Genomic DNA, 21644 nt, shown 5'->3' on the forward strand with positions numbered 1-21644 from the left:
CCGCATCGGTTAAGCAAGCACGTATCCAACCTCGTTCCAGCAGGGCAACCACACTCCGATCCCCGAGCTCCGGAGGGCCTTGCTTTTCTGTCATCAATATCGCCGCTAAGTATTGAATCATACGGAACTAAAAGTTAAAAATACTTAGTTTATGGGATACGGATGGTATTTCCTATCAGATACACTTTGCCGCGATGAAACTTTTGCGACCCGCCCTGCCGGTTCGCTCACCTCCGCACGCAGTTCTTCCACATCCCCATCCCGTACGAAAGACATCATGGCTCAGACCGTAATCCAGACCTACGTTCAAAAACTCTATCAAAACGCGCTCCTCCGGGACGGCGATACCGCCGGCGTCAGCTATTGGGCCGAGCAAGCCAACCAGGGCTTGGGTTCCATTGATATGGTGTAAAACTTCCTGAATTCCGGGGAGGCACAGAACATCACGGCTGTATTGCGTCTGTATGACATTTTCTTTGACCGTGCAGCCGACAGCAGCGGCCTGAGCTACTGGGTTGGCATGCTGCGCAACGGCATGTCGCTGCGCGATATCGCCGTCAACTTCAGCCAGTCGAGCGAATTTCAGACCAAGTATGCCAACGCATCGACCGCGGACTATGTGGAAGCACTGTACGCCAACCTGTTCGAGCGCGGCAGCGACGCCGCCGGTAAAGCGTACTGGGTGGAGATGATCGACAGCGGCAAGATCAACCGTGGCGATGTGGCCCTGGAGTTCTCGGTATCCGCCGAAGCGAAGTCCGCCGATGGCGCCGCTACCCGTTTCGCCGAAAGCTACCTGGCACTGCGTTCCGCAGGCACGGCCGAGCCAAGCACTGCTGCAGTGGAAGCACTCGCCAAGAAGTCACTGGCAGAGGCAATCACCGAAGTGCAGACCATCAAGGGCACAGTGCAGAACGGCATCATCCAGAACGCCAACGTCATTCGCGACGCCAATGGCGATGGCTTGCCGGATGGGGGCACAAGCACAGTGACGACTGATGCCAACGGCAAGTTCACCATCGTGGGCGGTTATGGCGACATCGTCGTGACCGGAGGCAAGGACCTCACCACCGGCAAGACCAACGACAAGGTGCTGTCGACCACGACCAACGCCACCAATGGCAACAGCGGCGCCGAAGTCATGGTCACGCCGTTGACTACCATCATCAATGCCATCGTCAACCAAGGCGTCAGCACCGCGGACGCCGTCAAGAAAGTCGGCATCGCGCTCGGCCTGGACACCTCTGTTGACCTGCTGACATTCAACCACACCAGCAAGGCCACCGCGACAGGCGCAACCCCGGCCGACCAGAAGAATGCGGTCGCGATCAAGGGCGCGGTCGCACAGCTGACCATGCTGATGGAAAACACCGCCGGCCTGATCAAGGGCGCGGCCGGCAGCGGCACCAACCTCGATGCCACATCGATCACCGCCAGCGTCGCCAACGCCTTGGCCGACAAGATCATCACCGCAACAGCCAATGTCACCACGCCGCAGAGCACCGCGCTGGTTGCACTGGATTCGCAAGACGTGATCAAGGAAGTCGTGACCGGCACCGCCACCAAGGTCAGCGCGGCAAGCACCACACCGCTGACATCGACCGTCGTGAGCAAGATCACCGACCTGTCGGCCGATGCGGCAAAGATCATCAGCGCGCTGAACACCACAGTGAAGTCCACCGTCAATGCGATCAACGGCGCATCGACCTTTGATGCCAGCAAGGTGGTGGATGCGTTCTCGACCATTGCCAAGACGGAAGGCTTGGCGCAGGACAAGGTGCAGACTGCGATTACCAGCGGTGCGGAGAGCGGTAGCTTGAGCAGTGCTGCGAGCAGCTTTACTGGTAGCAATCTGGGGACTGAGATCAAGTCTTCGGTGATTGGGGAGATTGCGGGGGGCGTGAACGGTACCAGTGGCGGGACTGTGATTGATCAGGTGGTTACTGCGCCGGTTAGTTCGGGTGGTGGTGGCGGTGGAGGTTCAACAGCGCCGACATTCACGGTGACTGAAAGTGGCACAGCGCCAAATAAGACTATTATATTTGGTGGGACTGTGACGGGTGCAGTGACTCTCACGTCCAACGGGACGAACCTTACATTCACGCGTGATGGTATTGAGGCGACGACTAAACCTGTTTTGGCAGACATTGCCGCCGGTGGCGTTCCGGCTGTTACGCTCACTGCAGCAATATTCGCTATCGCTAACTTAGCCGTAAAGTTAGCTAACAATTCCGCAACCCTGAACGCGGTAACAACCAATGTCAGCGAGGTCATCGCCAATATTGCCAAGGTCAAGGATGCCAGCATCAGCGCCATTACCTTGACGGCTGCTGAGCTGGCTACGAATGGTGTAGCAGCCAAGCTGGCTGCGAATTCCGCAACTCTGAACGCGGTAACAACCAATGTCAGCGACGTCATCGCCAATATTGCCAAGGTCAAGGATGCCAGCATCAGTGCCATTACCTTGACTGCTGCCGAGCTGGCTACGAATGGTGTAGCAGCCAAACTGGCTGCGAATTCCGCAACCCTGAACGCGGTAACAACCAATGTCAGCGACGTCATCGCCAATATTGCCAAGGTCAAGGACGCCAGCATCAGTGCCATTACCTTGACGGCTGCTGAACTGGCTACGAATGGTGTGGCAGCCAAGCTGGCTGCGAATTCCGCAACCCTGAACGCGGTAACAACCAATGTCAGCGACGTCATCGCCAATATTGCCAAGGTCAAGGACGCCAGCATCAGCGCCATTACCTTGACGGCTGCCGAGCTGGCTACGAATGGTGTGGCAGCCAAATTGGCTGCGAATTCCGCAACCTTGAACGCGGTAACAACCAATGTCAGCGAGGTCATCGCCAATATTGCCAAGGTCAAGGACGCCAGCATCAGTGCCATTACCTTGACGGCTGCTGAACTGGCTACGAATGGTGTGGCAGCCAAGCTGGCTGCTGATTCCGCCACCCTAGGTATCGTTTCCGACAACCAGGCTGCGGTAGTCGCGAACATCGCCAAAGTCGTTGCCAATGGCGTTACCTCGATTACTCTGGACGGCGCGCAGTTCAAGAGTCTGACTGATGCAACAGCATTGGGAAAACTGACCGATGGTGGCGTGACGATCAGCGGAAATGTAACTGACTCTGCTGAAGCTGCCGCAATCGTCGCAGGTATTGCCGAAATTGCGGCTGGCGGGATCAGTGCCATTACCTTAACGGCTGCCCAACTGGCTACAAATGGTGTAGCAGCCAAGCTGGCTGCGAATTCCGCAACCTTGAACGCGGTAACAACCAATGTCAGCGAGGTCATCGCCAATATTGCCAAGGTCAAGGATGCCAGCATCAGCGCCATTACCTTGACGGCTGCCGAGCTGGCTACGAATGGTGTGGCAGCCAAACTGGCTGCGAATTCCGCAACCCTGAACGCGGTAACAACCAATGTCAGCGACGTCATCGCCAATATTGCCAAGGTCAAGGATGCCAGCATCAGTGCCATTACCTTGACGGCTGCTGAGCTGGCTACGAATGGTGTGGCAGCCAAGCTGGCTGCTGATTCCGCCACCCTAGGTATCGTTTCCGACAACCAGGCTGCGGTAGTCGCGAACATCGCCAAAGTCGTTGCCAATGGCGTTACCTCGATTACTCTGGACGGCGCGCAGTTCAAGAGTCTGACTGATGCAACAGCATTGGGAAAACTGACCGATGGTGGCGTGACGATCAGCGGAAATGTGACTAACGCTGGTGAGTTAACCACACTTGTGAGTGGCGTTGCAGAACTCGGCAACGGAAGCATCACCGGTATCGTTTCTGCGGCTGCGGCAATGTCATCAACTCACTTCGCCACCTTAGAGGCTAAGGTTCATTTAGACGCAACAGTCACCTTGGCGGATACAGGTTCAGCGATTGCAACTTTAGCTGATAGTGCAGTGAATGCAAAAATTGACTTTGTCGATGCTACGAATGACCTTATTTCTCTGACCTTGGCTCGATTAAACAATATTGGTAATGCTAAGTTGGTGGCCGGGGATGATGTGACCTTGGTCGGCCTAACTAATGGAGATTCATTATCGGCGACGAATGTTGATAAGGTCGCCACCGGAAATGTCGCTCTAACCGGCTCAGCCGCTGCAACTAAAGTCGAGGTAACCGGGGCGACAGGCAATATGTGGCACTTTGCAGCTAATGTAGGAGGTGTCGCTAGTGCAGATGAACTTACATTCTGGAATGGGACATCTGCGCAAACCGTTACTTTGACTGGTGTCACGTCAGTGGTATTAGGGGCTGACGGTATCTTCTCACTTACAGTAGCTTAACTCTTTGAAGAAGAAGTCGGAATCGAAGTAAGGCCTGTAGTTCCTCAGAAAACTAAGAAAAGTTTTCCGTGATGAAGGCCGGGCCAAAAGCTCGGCCTTTTTCTTTTAAGAAATACGAATACAGTCTGAGCTCACTTTTCATATCGAGCAGCTAAACGGTTACCCACAAAAATTGCTGATATTCGTCGAAAAGGACGAAGAATTAGAAAACCGTGAAGTACTGATGTGCTCTCGCACCCTGATAAATTTCCAAATACATAACCATCCGAACCCCACCCCAAAAAACCAAAAGTTTCACAAAACGTTGCCTTTAAGAACCGAGTCATCGTTTCTCTCAACAAGCATCAAGGCACATAGAATGAATCTCAAAGCCGGACTCAGTTTTTCAGCCGCATTTCTGTTGGCGGGTTGTTCAAATATTCCCTGTCTCAACAATCTCTGCAAAAGCAGTTCCACGCCGGAGCCGGCTCAGCAAGTGGTGCACTATGCGCCGCAAGGTCCAGTGCAGTATGTGGCCCAGAACACCCAGTATGTCGCGGATGCTTATGCGCCGGTCAGGCTGAGCGCCATTGGTTATGGCGCGGCCAGTTCGGCGGAGGGCCATACGCCTGGCCAGAGGCGCCTGCTCGCCATGCGCGCTTCCAAGCTCGATGCGTACCGGTCGCTGGCGGAACAGGTCTATGGCATCCGCCTGACAAGCAACACGACGATCTCCGCATTGATGAGCCAGAACGACGGTTTCCGCGCGTATATCGATGCGTATCTGCGCGGCGCGCGGATCGTGAGCGTGACGCCCATGGCGGACGGCAACTATGAGACCACGATCGAGATCGATTTCGATGACAGGGCAGCGCGCTCCTATCTGCCGCCGGCATCGCCGCAGCAGAACATGCAGCCCGCCAGCCGCAGCTATGTGGCGCAGCCCGCGCCGGTGCATGTGGCGCCGCCCGCGGCTTCTCCCGTGATTCCGGTCTATGCGGCACAGCCGATGGGCGCGCAGCGCCGCGTCGTGGATGACGGCATCAGGGGCACCGCGGGCCCAGGCCGTGCCTATGGGACTTCCTTCTATTCCGCGGAATGACATGAAGCCCGATGGTTACATGGCCGTGGCGGCCCTTGCTGCGCTGGCCTTCACCGCGCCGGCCGTTCATGCGGCCCCGATGGAAGCGGAAGGCGCGGCGCCGCTCGACAAGGGGATCGCGTATGCGCGGCAGGCCGCTAAAGATGATGCCAGGCGGCAGCTGGCGCTGCAGCGCGGCGCCGTCGTGGTGAGCGGCGAGCAGATGACGTCGAGCGGCGAGCTGCTGCAAAGCGCCGCGGTTCGCCCGGCGGGCCAGGTGGGGCCGGCATCCACCGTGCGGGAATGGAAGAGCGGCGATGCCCTGCATGTGCTGATGCAGGCCGGCGATGACGCCGGGAGTGGCTTTGGCCTCGATGAGGATGAGGGCGGCAATGCGTCGGCCACCGCGTCGTATCGCAAGAAGGTGCTGATTACGCCGTTTCGCGTGACCAGGCCGGAGCATGTGGCGGACATGGATGATGTGCCGCTGGGCATGTCGCGCAATCTGTACGAGAGGCTGGGGCGCAGCGGCAAGCTGCAGCCGCGGCTTGGCAAGTACGTCGTGCCCAATGAACGGATGGGCGCGACGCCCGAGCAGACGGCTGCAGCGGTACGGCAGCTGGCCCGGGACAATGACAGCCAGTTCGTTCTTGCCGGCGAAGTGGTCGATGCGGGAACGAGCACGGTCAAGGGCTTTCTGTCTTCCACGACGACCCGCAATTTCGAGGTCCGCACCAGCCTCTACGATGGATTGACCGGCGTGCTGATTGCCGAGCGCCGCATCGGCCGGCAAGGCGAAGGCGAAGTCGGCATTGGCCGCCATCGGCCGTTTGGCAGCGCGTCTTTCTTTTCCACGGCGTTTGGCTGCGTGGTGGATGCGGTGCTGGGTTCGGCGGCGGCGGAAATGATGCAAGACCTTGCGCCGCTGCCCTTTACGGCGAGGATCGTCAGGATCGAGAACAGGAAACTTATTTTCGATGCGGGCGTGACTTCCGCGGTGCAGCCCGGCGACAAGCTCATTGCCTACAGCAGGAAACCGGAATGGGACGTGGGCGCCGCCTTGCATGGCGCGGGCGGCGTTCCGGAGTCGCCGGTGGCAACGGTTTCCGTGGTGCAGGTTCATCCGGCGTTCTCGGTGGGAGAGATGTCCGAACAGCCGGCTCGGGTTCACCTGAAGGTGGGCGACTATGTGCGGTTCGCATCATCGAGCCAATGAATAAGGCGGCAGGAAGATGAAGACAACGATGCGGTTGGCATTGCTATTGGGCGTTGCGGCGCTGTGCGCCAATGCGCATGCGTCGGAAAATGGCCGCACCAAGGCCAGGAAGATGACGACGAACGAAAAGCTCGAACAGCTGACCGAACGCCAGCATGCCATCGTGCAATGGCAGGAACAGCAGCAGCGGCAATTGCAGGAAATGACGCAGAGGATGAATGCCGTGAGGGCTGCGGCGGTGGCGGGGCAGAGTCCTGCTTATTCTTATCCCTAGAGCGGATTGCAGGTGAATGGTCGGTCGCCTCGGCTTGCCCTGGGCGCACGGCAGCGTTGTTCGTCGCTGGTGTGGCCCGCCACACGGCACTCCTCCCGCCTTGCCCTGCACCCCAGGGCAAACCGATTCTTCCATATATCCACCTGCAATCCGCTCTCGAGCGTTTTCGGTTTGACTGTACTGTCGATGTGGAAGCATTTGCCCGCATTACTGCGTTGCGGGGGCGCCGAGTCCTCCTTGACACGGCCCAGCCATGTCAAGGAGCCGCGCCTCTACCCACGGACCGGCTTGCATGCCGGTCCGGCTACGGCAGCGCAAAGCAGGGGGTGCGAAATCCTGCTTCCGCCCGCAGGCACATTTTCCCGGCCTCGTGCAGTCCAGTGAGGACGAAGGCGCCCCGGAACTTCAGCGGGGTGTCATTTTTTTCCTGGACGCCATTGCATCGGGATGGGGTCGTCCTGGTGCGCTTGCGCAATCTCTGTCGCATGGCTTTCCGCGGCTGTTCTCGCGGCCAGCAGATCGTTGCTGTAGTCGGCAGGCTTGAACGCCCGGGTTTCCTCTCCGTGGGTGACCATGAAGGCTCGTTGATCATGATTCCAGATCACGGGAGGCACGCGCCTTAAACCTGGAGCGAATCGTGAAGCCGCGCGGGTGGCTGGATGTGCGCCATGATCAAGTGCGTACTGTTCTGCAGCCAATTGCGGATTCTCATGGTCCGCATCAGAAAATTTTGTGCGCGACATTTTTCCATCCGGCCCTTTAACACCGAAGACCCAAATCTTCTCGAATGAAGACCAATGTACGCCTCGAACGATACTTTGGTACTCCGCTTTTCCTAATTTTTTGTAGAGGTGGGGATTTTCTTTTATGTTTCGCAATTCTTCTATTGCGGCCTGCACAGCCTTTTCCTTGTCGCCATACTGCTTCATCGTGAAATTTCTGGTTAGCCCTTTCAGCTCGTCTATGGTCTTGATTCGAAGTTCACAATGGTTTTTCATGGTACGACCTTCGTCGCCAAACCACGTTAACTCGGGATAACCAGGAACGGATTCGCCACGATGTCTTTCAGGGGGCGGCACGAACGTGCCGTTCTCGATGCTTTCAATATCTTTCTGCCTCGCGGCTCGGGCGGCAGCGTCGCTGGCGAAATTTGATAAATAATAATTTTTAGTTCTAACTGTGCTTTTTGAATTGCCTTCCGTGACGAGGTAAGTCAGCTTGTGCGTTATGCCGGTGGCACGACTATCAACGGTGGATTCTTTTAATTTTTTAATGCTCGTTCCCGCTGTTGCCTGTTGTTCAGCAGGTGGAGCGGCAATCCCGGACGAAGGCCCCGCAGCTTGGGTAGCCTGATCTTGCGCTACAGCCCCGGCGGCCAGGCGCAACCGGTGGCGCGGCGCGATCACAGTCACCTCATTGAGCAATCCCGATCCGGCGTCCAGATCCCGCAGGTATTCCAATGGAGCCATGGTTTGCGCAGATAGTCGGACACTGTCCAGCAGTACCCACTGTCTTGTCTGCGAGTCCCGCCGGAAGGCAACAAAGTGCGATCCCAGGGCGGTCATGCGTCCGGTGTGCGAATTTTCCGTGACCGTGCTGGCATGCATGAGCAGCCGGTCGGTATCAAGGTCGTCGATCTGCGCAAGGTGTTCCCAGTTGATTACTGGCCTGTCGTCCGCACCGGCGGCTGGGACATGCCTGTAGGCCGTCGTCGCAAACCCTTGTCCGTGCAGCACGCCGAGCACTGATTCCGGTTCCACGCCTCCACGCGCTATCGCGTCCAGGATATTTGCCTCTGATCTTGTCGTATTTGCCGGCCGATTCCGGAGTTCATGTTGGACGAATTGATTGAACGACACGAACGGTCCGCCCAGCATGGCATTGACCGCATGCTGGGCGCAGGATTGTTCGGTCTGCTTTTCGAGATAGTAATGCAGGCTTCCATCGGCATCGCGAATGCCGTCCTCGACGGTGAGGCGGTCATCATGGGCGGCCGGCGCCAATTCGGGCTGCTCAATGCCAGGGGGCTCGATGACATGAATGCCGTTCTGGTGGAAGTCGCGCATTTGCGCCATGTCCAGAATACGTGGCATTGGCATGGGTTCCGGACTGGCGGCAGCTTGCGCCTGAGGCGGGGTGGCGATTCGGCGGCGTTGTGCTGGAGGCGCTTCGGGGGGCGTGCTTCTATCGCTGCGCGGACGCGTCGAGACGGATGGCCTGCTGGTTTCCGCGTATAAATCCCTAGTCCAGGCAGCACGAGGGGGCGGTGTGGCGGACTGGCCCAATAAAGGCGGCAAAAAGTAAGCTTCTCGTCTCAAGACGTTGTCCGACTCGATGGATTCCGATTCCAATATCATGCGGGACAGCATATTGTTTTCATCGATGTGCAGGCTCACATCCATTGTTGTGTTGCGATTGTTCACCCCGCTGTAGATCAGCTCGCGCGCACCTGCGGGGCTGGATATATCGGGGATGCCTTCCGGATTGCGCACGACATACTCGATCGCGGGGCTATCCTGGATCCGTGTAAGGATGTCCATGATATCGCCGAGAGTCAGCCGATTCGATTCCTGTGACGGGGTCGGTTCCGCAGGTTGTACCAGTCTCATGAACGGCGGTCCCCTGAACCTGTGGGGGTTGTGTTGTGTTCCTGGGGAGGGGTCTCGTGTTCTTGGATGGGGGGATGGCAACTGTTGCAGAACCCACATTCCATTGGCGGGTAGCCTGGCCAGGAGGTTCTGACGGCGTTGTTGGGTTGCGGCCTGTTCGGCCTCATTGGTGGAAGCGGTTTGGCTGCCCTGGATTCGGGAAGCATGGACAGACGGGGGAATGCGGGATGTCATGGCTCTTGTCGACGTCAATATGCGTTACGCAGGGGGCCACTAGGTGGCGGCCTGGTGTCGAAAAGTTCCATTGGGTACTACTCGACAGACATGAGTGCAAGCTGTTTCAACCCATTCCCGATCCGCTTTGTCAGCCCGTCCGGGCCGGCTCAAGCCGAAAGCGTTTAACTACCGGGGCGGCGGCTGCGCTCATAGGCTTCAATGGCGTCGTTTAGTAACTTCGTTCTCACAAGGCCTGCCTCTATCGCTGTTTTGAGGTCGTAAGTCAACATCCATTTCGTACTTACGTCGTTCCAGTGGCGAAGGTCTGGATCACTGCCTGCCGGCTCGGGCCGGGGATCGGGTTCGCCTAACCGCCCTGACTGATTGGGGCTTTCAGCATGTGCAGCGGTGGCTTCCTCGCTGCGGGCCCTGTAGTAGCTTGCCAGCAATACCGCCGGATTGAAAACCGGGTCTACTGTTGTTGTGTTGCTTGGAATGGCGTCGGCACTGAGCCCGCACGCGATCTGGCACGCTTTCCGGAACGCCGCGTTATCCAGTTCCTGCGGATATTTCCTGGCAATATCGAGTACGGACTTTGGGAGTAGATACATCTTTCTTAACGCCGTTCTGTATAGCAAATTATCCATCTCGTTTAAATTATCGCTCACGATGGCGTCCTTGATGCAGTGGAGAATCGCCTCCCAATCGGTTTTCAGGACAGTGTTTAGAAGCTTGCGCGTGGATTGCATATAGGCGTCTACAGTTATGGGATTGCGTTCGGGCAGCCGAGCATTGGGAGGCATCACTGCCGGATTCGCGCTGGTGGAGGCTGTGGTCGAGTGTTGCACCGAGTGCAGGTTCGTGCTGGGAGCAGGGCTGGAGGTTCTTGCGGCAGGAGCATTCTGTTTCGGCTTTTTCTGGAACAAACCCAGAATGCGAGACTTGGCGCTTCTGCTATCCCTCGTCCGGCGGGCTGGCCCCGGTTGATGCCTTGTCTCCTCGGCGTCGTTTCCTCCACGATGGCTTGTCGCGCTTGTGGTATCCGGGTTGGTATTCGGCCTGGTGCTGGAAGCGCCGAGATGTATCGCTTTACGAAAAGTATTCCACAATCCCGACATCAAACCCCCCGACTTTTTTCAATGGCAGTGCATTCTGCGTGGCATGGCAACCGCATTCGGTTCCCTTGCCTGCTGCTTACCTGCCCATCCGCCATTCCGCCATTCCGCAATTTCGCTATTTCCGGCGCCCCAGCAACGGCTTTATTGAATAAGAAATGGAGCAGGCCGGTGCAGACGGGGTTCTGTGAACCAATGGGTCGCGCCGCCGTGATGTCCATCGGGGCTGGCAGACCGGCCTGCCGCATGGATGTTGCGCCGGATGCTCGACGCATCGCGCCAGTCCCTCGCTGCGAATGCCGCAAATTGCGCTATGCTCTGGGCCGGCAAAGCCCCTCACTTCTTTTGCAAATCAAATGATGCAAGACTGGAAACAGCAGTTCGCCATGGCCCAGGCCGCTGCACAACAAGGCAACATCGCATCATGCCTCGATGCATGCCAGCAGGTTCTCGATGCCCAGCCCGGGAATGTCGATGCCTTGCTCATGGTGGCGGGGTTGCTGTATTCCACCGGCTTGCTGTCGGCCGCGCGGCAATGCCTGGACCAGGCCCGCGCGCTGGCGCCGAACGATTCCCGTCCCCTGCTCGAACTGGCCAACATCGCCAAGGATGAAGGCAATCATGCCGAGTCCCATCGCCTGTACTCCCTCTTGCTGCGCCATCTGCCCGACAGCGCCGTGGTGCGCAGGAACGCATTGACCAGCCTGGAATACAACCCGGCCGTGCCGGAAGCGGAACGCCTGCAACAGGCGCGGGCCTGGGGCGACTGGGCCATGGCGCGGGCCGGCGGCATGCGGCCGCGTCCGCCGCTGATGCCGGAAGCGCTGGATGGATCGCGGCCCTTGCGGGTGGGTTATGTGTCGGCCGATTTCTGCCAGCATACGGTGGGCCTGTTCGTCAAGGATGTGATCGGCAGCCATCGCCTGGACCGGGTAGCCGCGTACACCTACAGCGCGGGCCGCGTGGATGACTGGGTGACCGCGACCATCCGCAGCACCAGCCGGTTTCGCGATGTTTCCGCGCTGGACGATGCGGCGCTGGCCGAACGGATACGGCAGGATGGCATCGATGTGCTGGTCGATCTGTCGGGGCATACCGGCGGCTCGCGGCTGGCCGCCTTCGCGCATCGGCCGGCGCCGGTGCAGCTGAGCTGGCTCGGGTATTTCGCCACCACCGGCCTGGCGGTGATCGATGCGGTGCTGCTTGACGAGTGGCATGCGCCGCCGGGAATCGAGGCGCATTTCGTGGAGCCCATCGTGCGCCTGCCGCGCGGACGCTTCTGCTATGTGCCGGTGCCGTTCGCGCCTGCCGAGGTGGCGCCGCCGCCGTTCGAGAAGAACGGTTTCATCACCTTCGGCTGCTTCAACAATACGGCCAAGCTGAACGGGCCGGTGATTGCGCTGTGGGCGCGCATCCTTGCGGCGCTGCCCTCATCGCGCCTGGTGCTGAAGTGGCGCAGCCTGCAGGACGGCAAGCTGCGCGCCGCATTGCATGCGACTTTCTCGTCCCATGGCATTGCGCCCGGGCGCATCGAACTGCGCGGCCCGTCGTTTCATGCGGATCTTCTCAAGCAGTATGCCGACATCGATATTGCGCTCGATCCCTTTCCCTTCACCGGCGGCCTGACCAGCTGCGAAGCCTTGTGGATGGGCGTGCCGGTGGTGACCTGGCCGCAGGCGCAGGTTGTGAGCCGGCAGACCCATGCGTTTCTGAGCGCCATCGGTCTGCCGGAACTGTCGGCGGCGGATGCCGGGCGCTATGTCGCGATCGCCTGCGAGCTGGCCGGCGACCTGCCGCGACTCAAGGATTTGCGCGGCGGCATGCGGGAACGGATGCGGTCGTCGCCGCTCTGCGATGTGAAAGGATTCACGCGCATGCTGGAGGATGCTTACCTGGCCATCGCCCGGCGATATGCCGGTCATCCATAGCGAGCCGGTTGTCCTGCATGACCAGCGGGAGAGGCAAGCCAAGCGGGAGAAGCGGGATAACGGACCGCCGGGCGGCGGTGCATTATTGATCCGGCCTGGGAAATGGTGCATTTTTCGGGGCGCTGAGTTCAAATGCGCTGATGCATTAAGGTCAGGATTGGATTAACGTTACGTGCATAAGGTTAAGTGCATCAGGTTGATTGCATGTACGGCAAGATGCCTGCCAAATATTCGCTGCACGAAACATCATTGCGCTGCAAATTTTCCAATGACCCATGCCTCTTCGAAAACCCTGCTGATCGCCGTGCGAGAGGATGATGTCGCCCTGGTGCAATCCTTTCTCGGCGATGCCTACCGAACGGTGTATTGCCACACGCTGGAGGAGGCCAAGGCGGCGCTGAACAACGGCGTCGATATCGTGGTGTCCGGCGTGCATTTCGACGGCGGCGCGGTGTTCGACCTGCTGCAGCATGTCCGTGCCAGCAAGGACTTCGGCACGCTTCCCTTCTTTGTCATGCTCGACACCAGCCGGCGCTACAGCTATTCCCGCGCGATCGTCCACGGCATGCGTACGGCATCACGAGTGCTCGGCGCCACCGGCTTTACCGACCTTGGCGGGATGATCGAAAAATACGGCAAGGACGAGGCGGTGAGGATGCTGAAGAAGGGAATCGATGCCGCGTTCGGCGGATGACGGCTCGGCACCTCGATGATGCTGCGGACATGGCATTGCATGGGCTGACCCAATGATCTTCCTCGGCGCGCTGCCTTCCGGAATTGTCAGTGCGGTCGGGCCGACATCGCTCCCATGCATGCATCCGGCATTCCGGCTACAGTCTGGTACCGCGGATGACAGGCACCAATGCATCAATGCATCAATGCATCAATGCATCAATGGACCGATGCACCGATATCCGCGGGATTCGACCCGATTCCTCATGAGAAATGATTTGATATGTCAATCACCGCGCCTCCATTTGATCCGCCTTATGTCAGCATGCATGCTTCCGAAGAGCTTACCGAGTACATTGAAACGCTGGCGGACGGTTCGACGCGCAACGTTCCCGAGGCGGCCTACGGGCCGGCCTTGCTGTCGGTGCGGGAAGTCGTAGCAGGCAGCAAACCGGCGTCCTCGTCGTCATCTTCATCGAAGTCTTACCTGAGCGTGCCTTATGCGGAAAAGGACGAGGCCAAGGCGCTGGGCGCGCGGTGGGATGCGGCCAGGAAGAAATGGTATGCGCCGCAGGGGGCGGAGCTCGACCGGTTCGACAAGTGGCTGCCGAAGACATAGAGCGGATTGCAGGTGAATGGTCGGTCGCCTCGGCTGGCCCCGGGCACATGGCCGCGCTGTTCGGCGCTGGTGTGGCCCGCCACACGGCGCTCCTTGCGTCTTGCCCTGCATCCCGGGGCAAACCGATTCTTCCATACACCGACCGGCAATCCGCTCTGGGCTGTGTTTGATAAGCGTTGCGAGCGGTTCGGATTGGCGCCGGGGAGCGCACGCCCCGCCAATATTTTCCTCGTGTCGTTAAAGATCATCGCGCCGTGATCGAACCATTCGGCGGCCGTCCGCCACACATGAATATGACTCCTAGGAAGGTCAGAGCCATTTTCAGCCGAGGGCGGCCCGCCCTCGGCTTTTTTTATGGTCTGGCGCATATTTATGGGATTGGCGGATTATGCTGCGCCGCATATATTTGCCGTTCGATCAATGACAGCAAAAGGCTTGTCGGGGGACGGACAATGGCAGATGCGTGGCAGGAACTTCAGCGCACGGTGCGCGCATTGCGAAAGCCGGGTGACATCAAGGTACGCCTGACGGAAGCTTACCGGGCCTTGCTGCGGCTGCGGCTCAAGGACCTGCCGAGCGAAGCACGGCATCACCATGAGTGGCTGGTCGGTACCATTGATGCCCGAACCAGCGAATATCTTCTAGCGGAAATCCGGGATTGTATCGAGGGCATGAGCGATGCCCAGATCGCCGAGGCGGTGCACCGGATCGTGGCGCTGTATGAAGCCGTGAAGGTTTATCAACCCGGTCTTTCATCAACCCGCAAGCCTCCCCCATGTCAAAGCGGCAATATCTGACGCTGTCCGGCCTGCTGGCCAGTGAGCGCGGTTACATCTAGGCACGCGCAGGCACGCGCAGGCACGCGTACGCACGCAATTGTCTTACCGGCTAGTTGCATATATATTCATTGGGTGGTGCAAGCATGTTAAAGTGAGCGCTTATTGAGAACAGGCAAATGATGTAGTAATTGCCGCCTACCAGCACTCATTATGGTCTTCAGCTCACCGACTTTTCTCTTCTATTTCTTTCCGCTCTTTCTTCTTCTGTACTATGTTTTGCCCTGGAAGAATGGCGTTCTGCTGGTGGCCAGCCTGTTGTTCTATGCATGGGGCGAGCCCGGTTTCGTGCCGCTGCTGATGCTGTCGGCGCTGCTGAACTACAGCATGGGCTATGCGATCGCACGCTGGCGCGCAAGGGGCGTGCCGCTGCTGTGGCTGGGCATTGCCGCCAACCTGGCCTTCCTGATCTATTACAAGTACATGGCCTTCCTCTGCCAGATTGCGCGCGACCTGCTTGCGCCTTTCGGGCGGCAGGTGGAGATCCCCGAGATCGTGCTGCCGCTGGGGATTTCCTTCTTCACGTTCCAGGGCATTTCCTACCTGATCGACGTCTATCGCAACGAGGTCAACGCCCAGCAGAGTTTCTGGCGCTTCGCGATGTACAAGGCGATGTTTCCCCAGTTGATCGCCGGCCCGATCGTGCGCTACAAGCAGATCGCGCATGAAGTGGATCAGCGCTCCATCACCAACGCCCGGGTGGTGGCGGGCTTCCATCAGTTCGCCGTCGGTCTCGCGCAAAAGGTGCTGATCGCCAATACGGTGGCCCTGCCGGCCGACCGCCTGTTCCTGGTGCCGCCGGGGGATCTGTCCATGCTGGGTGCCTGGATCGGCATTGCCTGCTACTCGATCCAGATCCTCTACGACTTCGCCGGCTATTCCAACATGGCCATCGGCATCGGCCACATGATCGGCTTCAGCTATCCGCCCAACTTCAACCGGCCTTACTCGTCGGCATCGGTGACCGAGTTCTGGCGCCGCTGGCACATGAGCCTGTCGTCCTGGTTCCGCGATTACCTGTACATCCCGCTCGGCGGCAACCGGGTGTCGCCGCTGCGCACCTATATCAACCTGGCCGTCGTATTCCTGCTGTGCGGACTCTGGCATGGCGCTGCCTGGACCTTCATCATCTGGGGCGGCTGGCACGGCCTGCTGCTGATCGTGGAGCGGGCCGGACTGGGCAACGCGCTGGCGCGCCTGCCGCGGCTGGTGTCGCAGGCCTACACGCTGTTCGTGGTGATGATCGGCTGGGTGTTTTTCCGGGCCAACGATGTGCCGCATGCGCTGCATTTCCTGAAAGTCATGTTCGGCCAGGGCACGAAGGGCGAAACCTATCCGTGGCAGTCGGATTTCCAGTTCACCGCGATGACCGCGCTGGCGGTGGGTGCCGTGCTGGCAGTGTGGCCGGCGTCGAATGAAGCGGAGCGGCTCAAGACCGAGGGCATCAACCGGGCGGCGGCGCCGGGCAAAGCGGGCATCACGGCCATATCGGTGATGACGGCGGCCGGCACGGCTTCGGTGAAGCATGCGCTGGCGGCCGCGGCCATCATCCTGTGCGCGGCCAGCCTTGCCGCGGGCACCTACAATCCGTTCATCTATTTCCGGTTCTGATCATGACGTTGAAGCAAAGGCTGACGGGCAACGCAGCAAAAATTGTTCTGGTGGTCCTGCTGGCCGTGCCGGCCCTGCGCTCCATGACCGGCAGTTCGCAGCTGGAGGGAGAGAACCGCAAGCTGGCCGAGTTTCCCGCCGCGCCGGCATCCTGGCAGGAAACGCTGAAGTTTCCGGCCCGGCTGGATCAATGGATCAACGATCATTTCGGTTACCGGGACCGCCTGCTGAAGCTCAACAACCGCGTGCGGCACGCCTTGTTCGGCACTTTCCCCACGGTGCAGGTCATTTCCGGCCAGAACGGCCGCATCTTCATGTCGGCGCATGAGGCCAATTTCCCGCCCTATACGGCCATTCATCCCACCTGCGGCTTCCAGTTTCATGACCATGAAAAGATTGCCGGGCAGATGAATGCCATGCATGCGGCATTCCGCGGCTGGGGCATCGATGCCAAGCTGGTCATCGCCCCCAGTTCGCCGGCGGTGTACCAGGAGGAATTGCCCGGCTGGCTGGCGCAGCGCTGCGCCAGGTCGGTGCCGCCATTCCGGAACATCCTGGTGCCGGAACGGTTGAGCCCGCCGGTGCTGGCATCGGTGTATTACCCGCTCGAGGAACTGCGGGCGGCCCGCGCCGAGGGCGAGGTGATCCCGAAAACCTGGTTCCATCTCACCGGCTTCGGGTCTCGCCTGCTTACCCAGAAGAGCGTCGAGCGCCTCTGGAACATCAAGGCCGATGAAGGCACGACGCTCAAGACGCGGATCGAAACCCAGACATCGGACCTCGCCCATCTGTTCCCGGGGGTCAAGCTTTCCAGCAAGGTGGAAGCGATCGATTTCGCCGCCTCGGGCATCGAGGAATGCAAGGGCGCCAAATGCTATCCGGCGCTGCGGGATGCCCTGGAAAAGCTGGGCGATGTCAACCGCTACCGCAACGAGCGGGCGCCGAAAGAGCGCCTGATCATGCTGTCCGATTCCTTCGGCCAGTACAGCGCCGGCTGGTATGCCCGCTATTACCGCGATGTCATTCATTTTTCCACCAACACTCTCGGGCGCCTGTCGGATGGCGAACTGGCCAGCCTGCGCGGTTTTCTCCGGGAAGAAGGCAGGCGCAGCGATGTCCTGTTTTTTTACCACGACACCGGTGTTCTTACGGGGCGCATCGATCTCGATCTGAAGAAGCTGGCATCGGTCCAGCCCATGGTCAGCCAGGTAAGGAACTGAGCGGGCGGCAGGGGCGGCAGAGATTGCCGGCAGCGATGTGAAGGGAGCATGCGGGTCGCGGGCGCCATGCCCGCGAATTCATTCGCCGTCGTTCGTGAACTGGCGCATGAAATAGCGGCTGCGCGTATCCATATCGGTAAAGGCGATCCTGCAGTGATAGCGGGAGTCGCCTTGCTGGCGCACGTCCACGATGACGCCCCAGGCATTGATGCGCCTCTGTCCTTCCTGGGTCATCAGGTCGAACGCGATCATGCAAGGGCTTCCCGGAGCAACGGATTGCGATGTGACGATGCAGACGCCCCCGATGGAGGCGTCTACCGTTTTGACCAGAATCGGTGCGGATTGCTGGAGCATGAACTGAGCCGGAACCTCCAGGGGAATCCTTGGAGTGCGCCTGCGATTATGAGGAACGGCTGAGCTCATGTGCGGAGAACTTGTCGCGGCCAGGGTGGTGGCGAAGTGATAACAATAAAACGGCGCTCAACTGTGAAAAACTTTCCTTGCGGTATGTATCCCATATTTGAGGCTGGTGCGCAATAGCCGAAATGGCAACATGCCTCCCTGCCAAAGCTTAGTGCGGCGCATTTCCATGCGGGTTGGAGCGTTTTTATTCTTCTTTCGCCTATGAATACGGGCCACCCATTCATCGTGCAGAGTGTGCGTCACTTAACGACATCATGGAAAAATCGCGGCGGCGACCCGGGAACAGCGCGTCAGCTTGTCCTGCGAGAAGATTGATTGCTTGTGAGCGGCGGAAAAATAGGTATCGGCAATAGCAGCCGGAGCCCGATGCAACGGCTCCGGCTGCGGGGATCCGCATGCCTGCGGGCGGCATGCCGGGCCCGCGGCTTCAGAACCGGTAGTTCACGCCCAGGCGCAATACCGGAAAGGCCTTGTAGTCCTCGGCCTCTTCCTGCAGCGAGCGGTTTTCCGCGGCAACGTCGGCCGCAAACTGGGAACAGACCAGCACCGGCGCCGCACAGCCGGTATTGCTGAGCGATGTGCGCGGCGAGCCCTGGAACAGCACGCCGAGGTCGGCGGTGAAACCCCAGCCTCTTTCCTGGGTCCGCGAGACGGCATTGCCCCAGCCGATGCCGAGATAAGGAGCGATATTGCGGAAATCGATGCGGCCGTTGAGGTTGCCGACCAGAGCTGCGGGATAGGTCCGGCCATTCAAGGTATAGGCACCGGTTGCGCCGGGACGTCCCTCCGCATCGATCTTGTTGCCGTTATACACAACACCGCCGGTCAGGCGAAAGCCCGTGCTCATCGGGTAGTAATCCAGCAATGCGTCCACCGTGCGCATTTTTAGCTTCAGGTCGTAATCGACATCCGAGGTATTGCCATCATGCGAATAATTCAGGCCGTTGATACCGAAGCGTGCATTGAGCTGCGGCATGACAGGTACGCTGAGATGCAAACCCGCTCCGGTCGTGCCCAACGTTGCACTGAGGCCAACCTGAGCTTGTGCCGCACCAGCCATCGACAGAGCAAGGCATGCCCCGGTGAGCGCATGTTTCAATTTCATTTCTTATCCTTTTTGATTGAGTGGTCTCGCATAAAAGGCAGCAACGTCGTTGACACGGCGACGAAACAACAGAAGCTCATCAAGGATAGCGCTACTTTCCCTGAGTCCGATGTGCTGCGGCTCAAAGGTGTCGCAGCTTTTCTACACTTCTGGAAAAACTCCCCTTTGCAGTCACGGCAGCTTGAAACTTCGACATGTTTTCCAGGAATCAGGGGACGCGACATGGTGCCCAGAATGGTGCAACTGTTTCAATGTAGGAAGAATGTAGGAAGTTTTTTGCTTCCTTGCATTATTTGCACGGCACATCCGCGCCTGCGAGGTTGAAGGGAGGTGAAACAGGATGGATTCAGGCTCGTGTGAAGAATGTTGCATAAATGCTTCGCTCGCAAAAAATGTGATGGCAAACACTGATTTTTCTCAGATATTGCATGCCGCTCAGCGCTACACTGAAATCGACCCCTAGGAAGGTCAGTCATTCAAGTGCCGAGATGCCGAGCGTCTCGGTATTTTTTTGCCTGTTTTTCCGGCCGCTCCACTGTTGGAGCGGCTGCGGGGATGCACCGGTCCCCCACGGACAGCCGGCGGCCCGACTTCTCTCTTCTCGCGCATGGAACAGCGCGAACAATATCCCTTCCGTTTCCTTCCCTTTCACACCGTCGACTGTTCAAAAAGTTTTGCAAACAGCAAGTCTGTTGTAATCCCGCCGTACCCTTGCGCCGCCTTGTTGCAATCGAGCAGCAATATCCTTGGCATACCTAAACCACCACACGTAAAATTTCCACAAAGAAAGTAAAGTGCCATCTGGCGCCGCTTTCCCGTGCGCCATTCAGGCGCGCTATTTTATTTGGAAGGGTTTATGGCCAACGTCGTTGGGACGCCGCAGTCTACCGTCATCAGCAATTCCATCAGCGGTGATTACCGGATCGATGTGCTGCTCGGCGGAGACGCCTATCGGTGGAACAGTTCAAGCGCTGCGGGAACGCCGGTGGAAGTCACCTACAGCTTCATGACCGCCGCGCCGGTCTATACAAGCTTCAGCAACAAGACTGGATTCATGGCATTCACCGCCGAGCAGAAGACAGTCGTGAAACAGATTTTTTCGGACATCCAGGCACAGTTCAATATCACGTTCAGGGAAGTCGGCGATACCGCGTACAGCTACGGCCAGATCAGGCTCGGCAACAATTCGCAAGGAACCTCATCGGCCGCGTATGCCTACATGCCCGACCCCTACGCGGGGCAGGACAGCGGCGATGTCTACGTCAACCGTGACGACAGTTCCAATCTGGCGCGTATCACTCCGGGCAGTTATGCGTACGCGACCCTGGTCCATGAAATCGGCCACGCGCTCGGGCTCAAGCATCCGGGGAATTACAACGCCGGCTATGCGCCCAGCACCGAGCCGGGCAATTACCTTGCCGCGGCTGAAGATAGCGAAGCGCTTACCGTCATGTCGTATTCATCGGTCACGCAAGGACAGAACCGCAGCTTCTACGGAACTTACGACATCCTCGCATTGCAATACATGTACGGAGCCAGGCCCTATAACACCGGCGACAATACGTACTCGTTCACCAATGCGACGGGGCAGCGGCTTGAGATCATCAACGATAGCGGCGGCACGGATACGATCGATGTCTCCGCCGTGACCGCCGGCGCGAAGATCAATCTGCTGGAGGGCGCACTCAGTTCCGTTGGCAAACTCGCCAATGGATTCACGCCCGCGCAGAACAATGTCTCGATCGCTTACGGGGTGAAGATCGAGAAGGTGATCGGCTCCGCCTATGCGGACCAGATCATCGGCAATGACGGCAACAACGACTTCACGCCCGGCATGGGCAACGATCTCATTGAAGGCGGGGGCGGCATCGATACCGTCTTTGTTTCGACATTGCGTTTCCGCGCAACGGTCAGCCGCAGCGGCGACACGGTTGTTGTCGCCGACAAGTCGGGGTCGGAAGGCAGCGATACGCTGTTCAATGTGGAACGCATACAGTTCGCCGACATGAACGTCGCGCTTGACGGCACGGCGGCCGCATCCTATCGCCTGTATCAGGCGGCCTTCGATCGCAAGCCCGATGTGCAGGGACTGGGTTACTGGATTGCCCAGGCCGACCGCGGCCTGAGTCTGCAGGATGCGGCATGGAACTTCATTGCCTCGGCCGAGTTCCAGCAGAAGTACGGAGAAGGCTTGTCCGACAGCGGCTTCATCACCGCCTTGTATGCCAATGTATTGCATCGCGCTCCTGATACGGCGGGGTTCAATTACTGGTCGAGCATGCTTGCGCAGGGCCTTATCAGCCGCCACGGCATGCTCGCGGAATTCAGCGAGGGATATGAAAACCAGAAGCAGGTGGAGGGTGCAATCACGAACGGGATCGACTATCTCTTCTTTGCCTGATCAAGGGCCGGGAGAGCCGCGCGGATAATTACTACG

14 protein-coding genes and 1 pseudogene are annotated in these 21644 nt (G+C 58.8%); 11 read left to right on the plus strand and 4 right to left on the minus strand.

Annotated features, from left to right (window positions below; all coding sequences use genetic code 11):
* Positions 1 to 151 precede the first annotated feature (151 nt).
* The 4 genes and pseudogenes from FH061_RS16225 to FH061_RS16240 all read left to right on the plus strand — a co-directional run bounded on the left by FH061_RS16225 (position 152) and on the right by FH061_RS16240 (position 6853).
* Positions 152 to 4303: pseudogene (locus FH061_RS16225) on the plus strand (DUF4214 domain-containing protein).
* Positions 4304 to 4661: 358 nt separating this feature from the next.
* The gene (locus tag FH061_RS16230; RefSeq protein ID WP_151636881.1) at positions 4662 to 5384 is read left to right on the plus strand and encodes an LPP20 family lipoprotein; all 723 of its coding nucleotides are present in this window, start codon (positions 4662 to 4664) and stop codon (positions 5382 to 5384) included.
* A gap of 1 nt (position 5385) precedes the next feature.
* Positions 5386 to 6579, plus strand: a complete 1194-nt coding sequence (locus FH061_RS16235) for a flagella assembly protein FlgT middle domain-containing protein (RefSeq protein WP_192805096.1) — start codon at positions 5386 to 5388, stop codon at positions 6577 to 6579.
* Positions 6580 to 6595: 16 nt separating this feature from the next.
* Positions 6596 to 6853, plus strand: coding sequence for a hypothetical protein (locus tag FH061_RS16240; RefSeq protein ID WP_151636883.1), 258 nt, complete (start codon positions 6596 to 6598; stop codon positions 6851 to 6853).
* A 416-nt stretch (positions 6854 to 7269) separates the two neighbouring features.
* Here the strand turns inward: FH061_RS16240 and FH061_RS16245 are convergent, their stop codons facing one another.
* Both FH061_RS16245 and FH061_RS16250 read right to left on the minus strand, forming a co-directional pair.
* Complete coding sequence (locus tag FH061_RS16245; protein ID WP_151636884.1) at positions 7270 to 9393, minus strand: hypothetical protein; 2124 nt, start codon at positions 9391 to 9393, stop codon at positions 7270 to 7272.
* A gap of 467 nt (positions 9394 to 9860) precedes the next feature.
* Entirely contained in the window at positions 9861 to 10604 is a 744-nt protein-coding gene (locus tag FH061_RS16250; protein WP_151636885.1) for a hypothetical protein, read from the minus strand.
* 545 nt (positions 10605 to 11149) lie between these two features.
* On the opposite strand from FH061_RS16250, the gene FH061_RS16255 reads away from it, so the two are divergent.
* The 6 genes from FH061_RS16255 (at position 11150) to FH061_RS16280 (ending at position 17679) form a co-directional block, all read left to right on the plus strand.
* Positions 11150 to 12721, plus strand: a complete 1572-nt coding sequence (locus FH061_RS16255; protein WP_151636886.1) for an O-linked N-acetylglucosamine transferase, SPINDLY family protein — start codon at positions 11150 to 11152, stop codon at positions 12719 to 12721.
* A 268-nt stretch (positions 12722 to 12989) separates the two neighbouring features.
* Complete coding sequence (locus tag FH061_RS16260) at positions 12990 to 13415, plus strand: response regulator (protein WP_151636887.1); 426 nt, start codon at positions 12990 to 12992, stop codon at positions 13413 to 13415.
* Between the two features lie 261 nt (positions 13416 to 13676).
* Complete coding sequence (locus FH061_RS16265) at positions 13677 to 14012, plus strand: DUF5710 domain-containing protein (RefSeq protein WP_151636888.1); 336 nt, start codon at positions 13677 to 13679, stop codon at positions 14010 to 14012.
* Positions 14013 to 14266: 254 nt separating this feature from the next.
* Complete coding sequence (locus FH061_RS16270; protein ID WP_151636889.1) at positions 14267 to 14809, plus strand: hypothetical protein; 543 nt, start codon at positions 14267 to 14269, stop codon at positions 14807 to 14809.
* Between the two features lie 192 nt (positions 14810 to 15001).
* Positions 15002 to 16459 (plus strand): MBOAT family O-acyltransferase, encoded by a 1458-nt coding sequence (locus FH061_RS16275; protein WP_151636890.1) that lies wholly within the window; start codon positions 15002 to 15004, stop codon positions 16457 to 16459.
* 2 nt (positions 16460 to 16461) lie between these two features.
* Positions 16462 to 17679: a hypothetical protein gene (locus tag FH061_RS16280; protein ID WP_151636891.1), complete on the plus strand. Its 1218-nt coding sequence runs from the start codon at positions 16462 to 16464 to the stop codon at positions 17677 to 17679.
* Positions 17680 to 17757: 78 nt separating this feature from the next.
* Here FH061_RS16280 and FH061_RS16285 read toward each other — a convergent pair whose 3' ends face one another.
* Positions 17758 to 18102 (minus strand): PilZ domain-containing protein, encoded by a 345-nt coding sequence (locus FH061_RS16285; protein ID WP_151636892.1) that lies wholly within the window; start codon positions 18100 to 18102, stop codon positions 17758 to 17760.
* 427 nt (positions 18103 to 18529) lie between these two features.
* The gene (locus FH061_RS16290; protein WP_225984701.1) at positions 18530 to 19207 is read right to left on the minus strand and encodes a hypothetical protein; all 678 of its coding nucleotides are present in this window, start codon (positions 19205 to 19207) and stop codon (positions 18530 to 18532) included.
* A gap of 856 nt (positions 19208 to 20063) precedes the next feature.
* Between FH061_RS16290 and FH061_RS16295 the strand changes: the two genes are divergently transcribed.
* Positions 20064 to 21608 carry a DUF4214 domain-containing protein gene (locus tag FH061_RS16295; RefSeq protein WP_151636893.1) on the plus strand — a complete coding sequence of 515 codons (1545 nt, stop codon included), beginning with the start codon at positions 20064 to 20066 and terminating at the stop codon, positions 21606 to 21608.
* Positions 21609 to 21644: the final 36 nt, after the last annotated feature.

Origin of the sequence: Noviherbaspirillum aerium (assembly GCF_008929045.1) — a bacterium.
GTDB classification, from domain to species: Bacteria; Pseudomonadota; Gammaproteobacteria; order Burkholderiales; family Burkholderiaceae_D; genus Noviherbaspirillum; species Noviherbaspirillum aerium.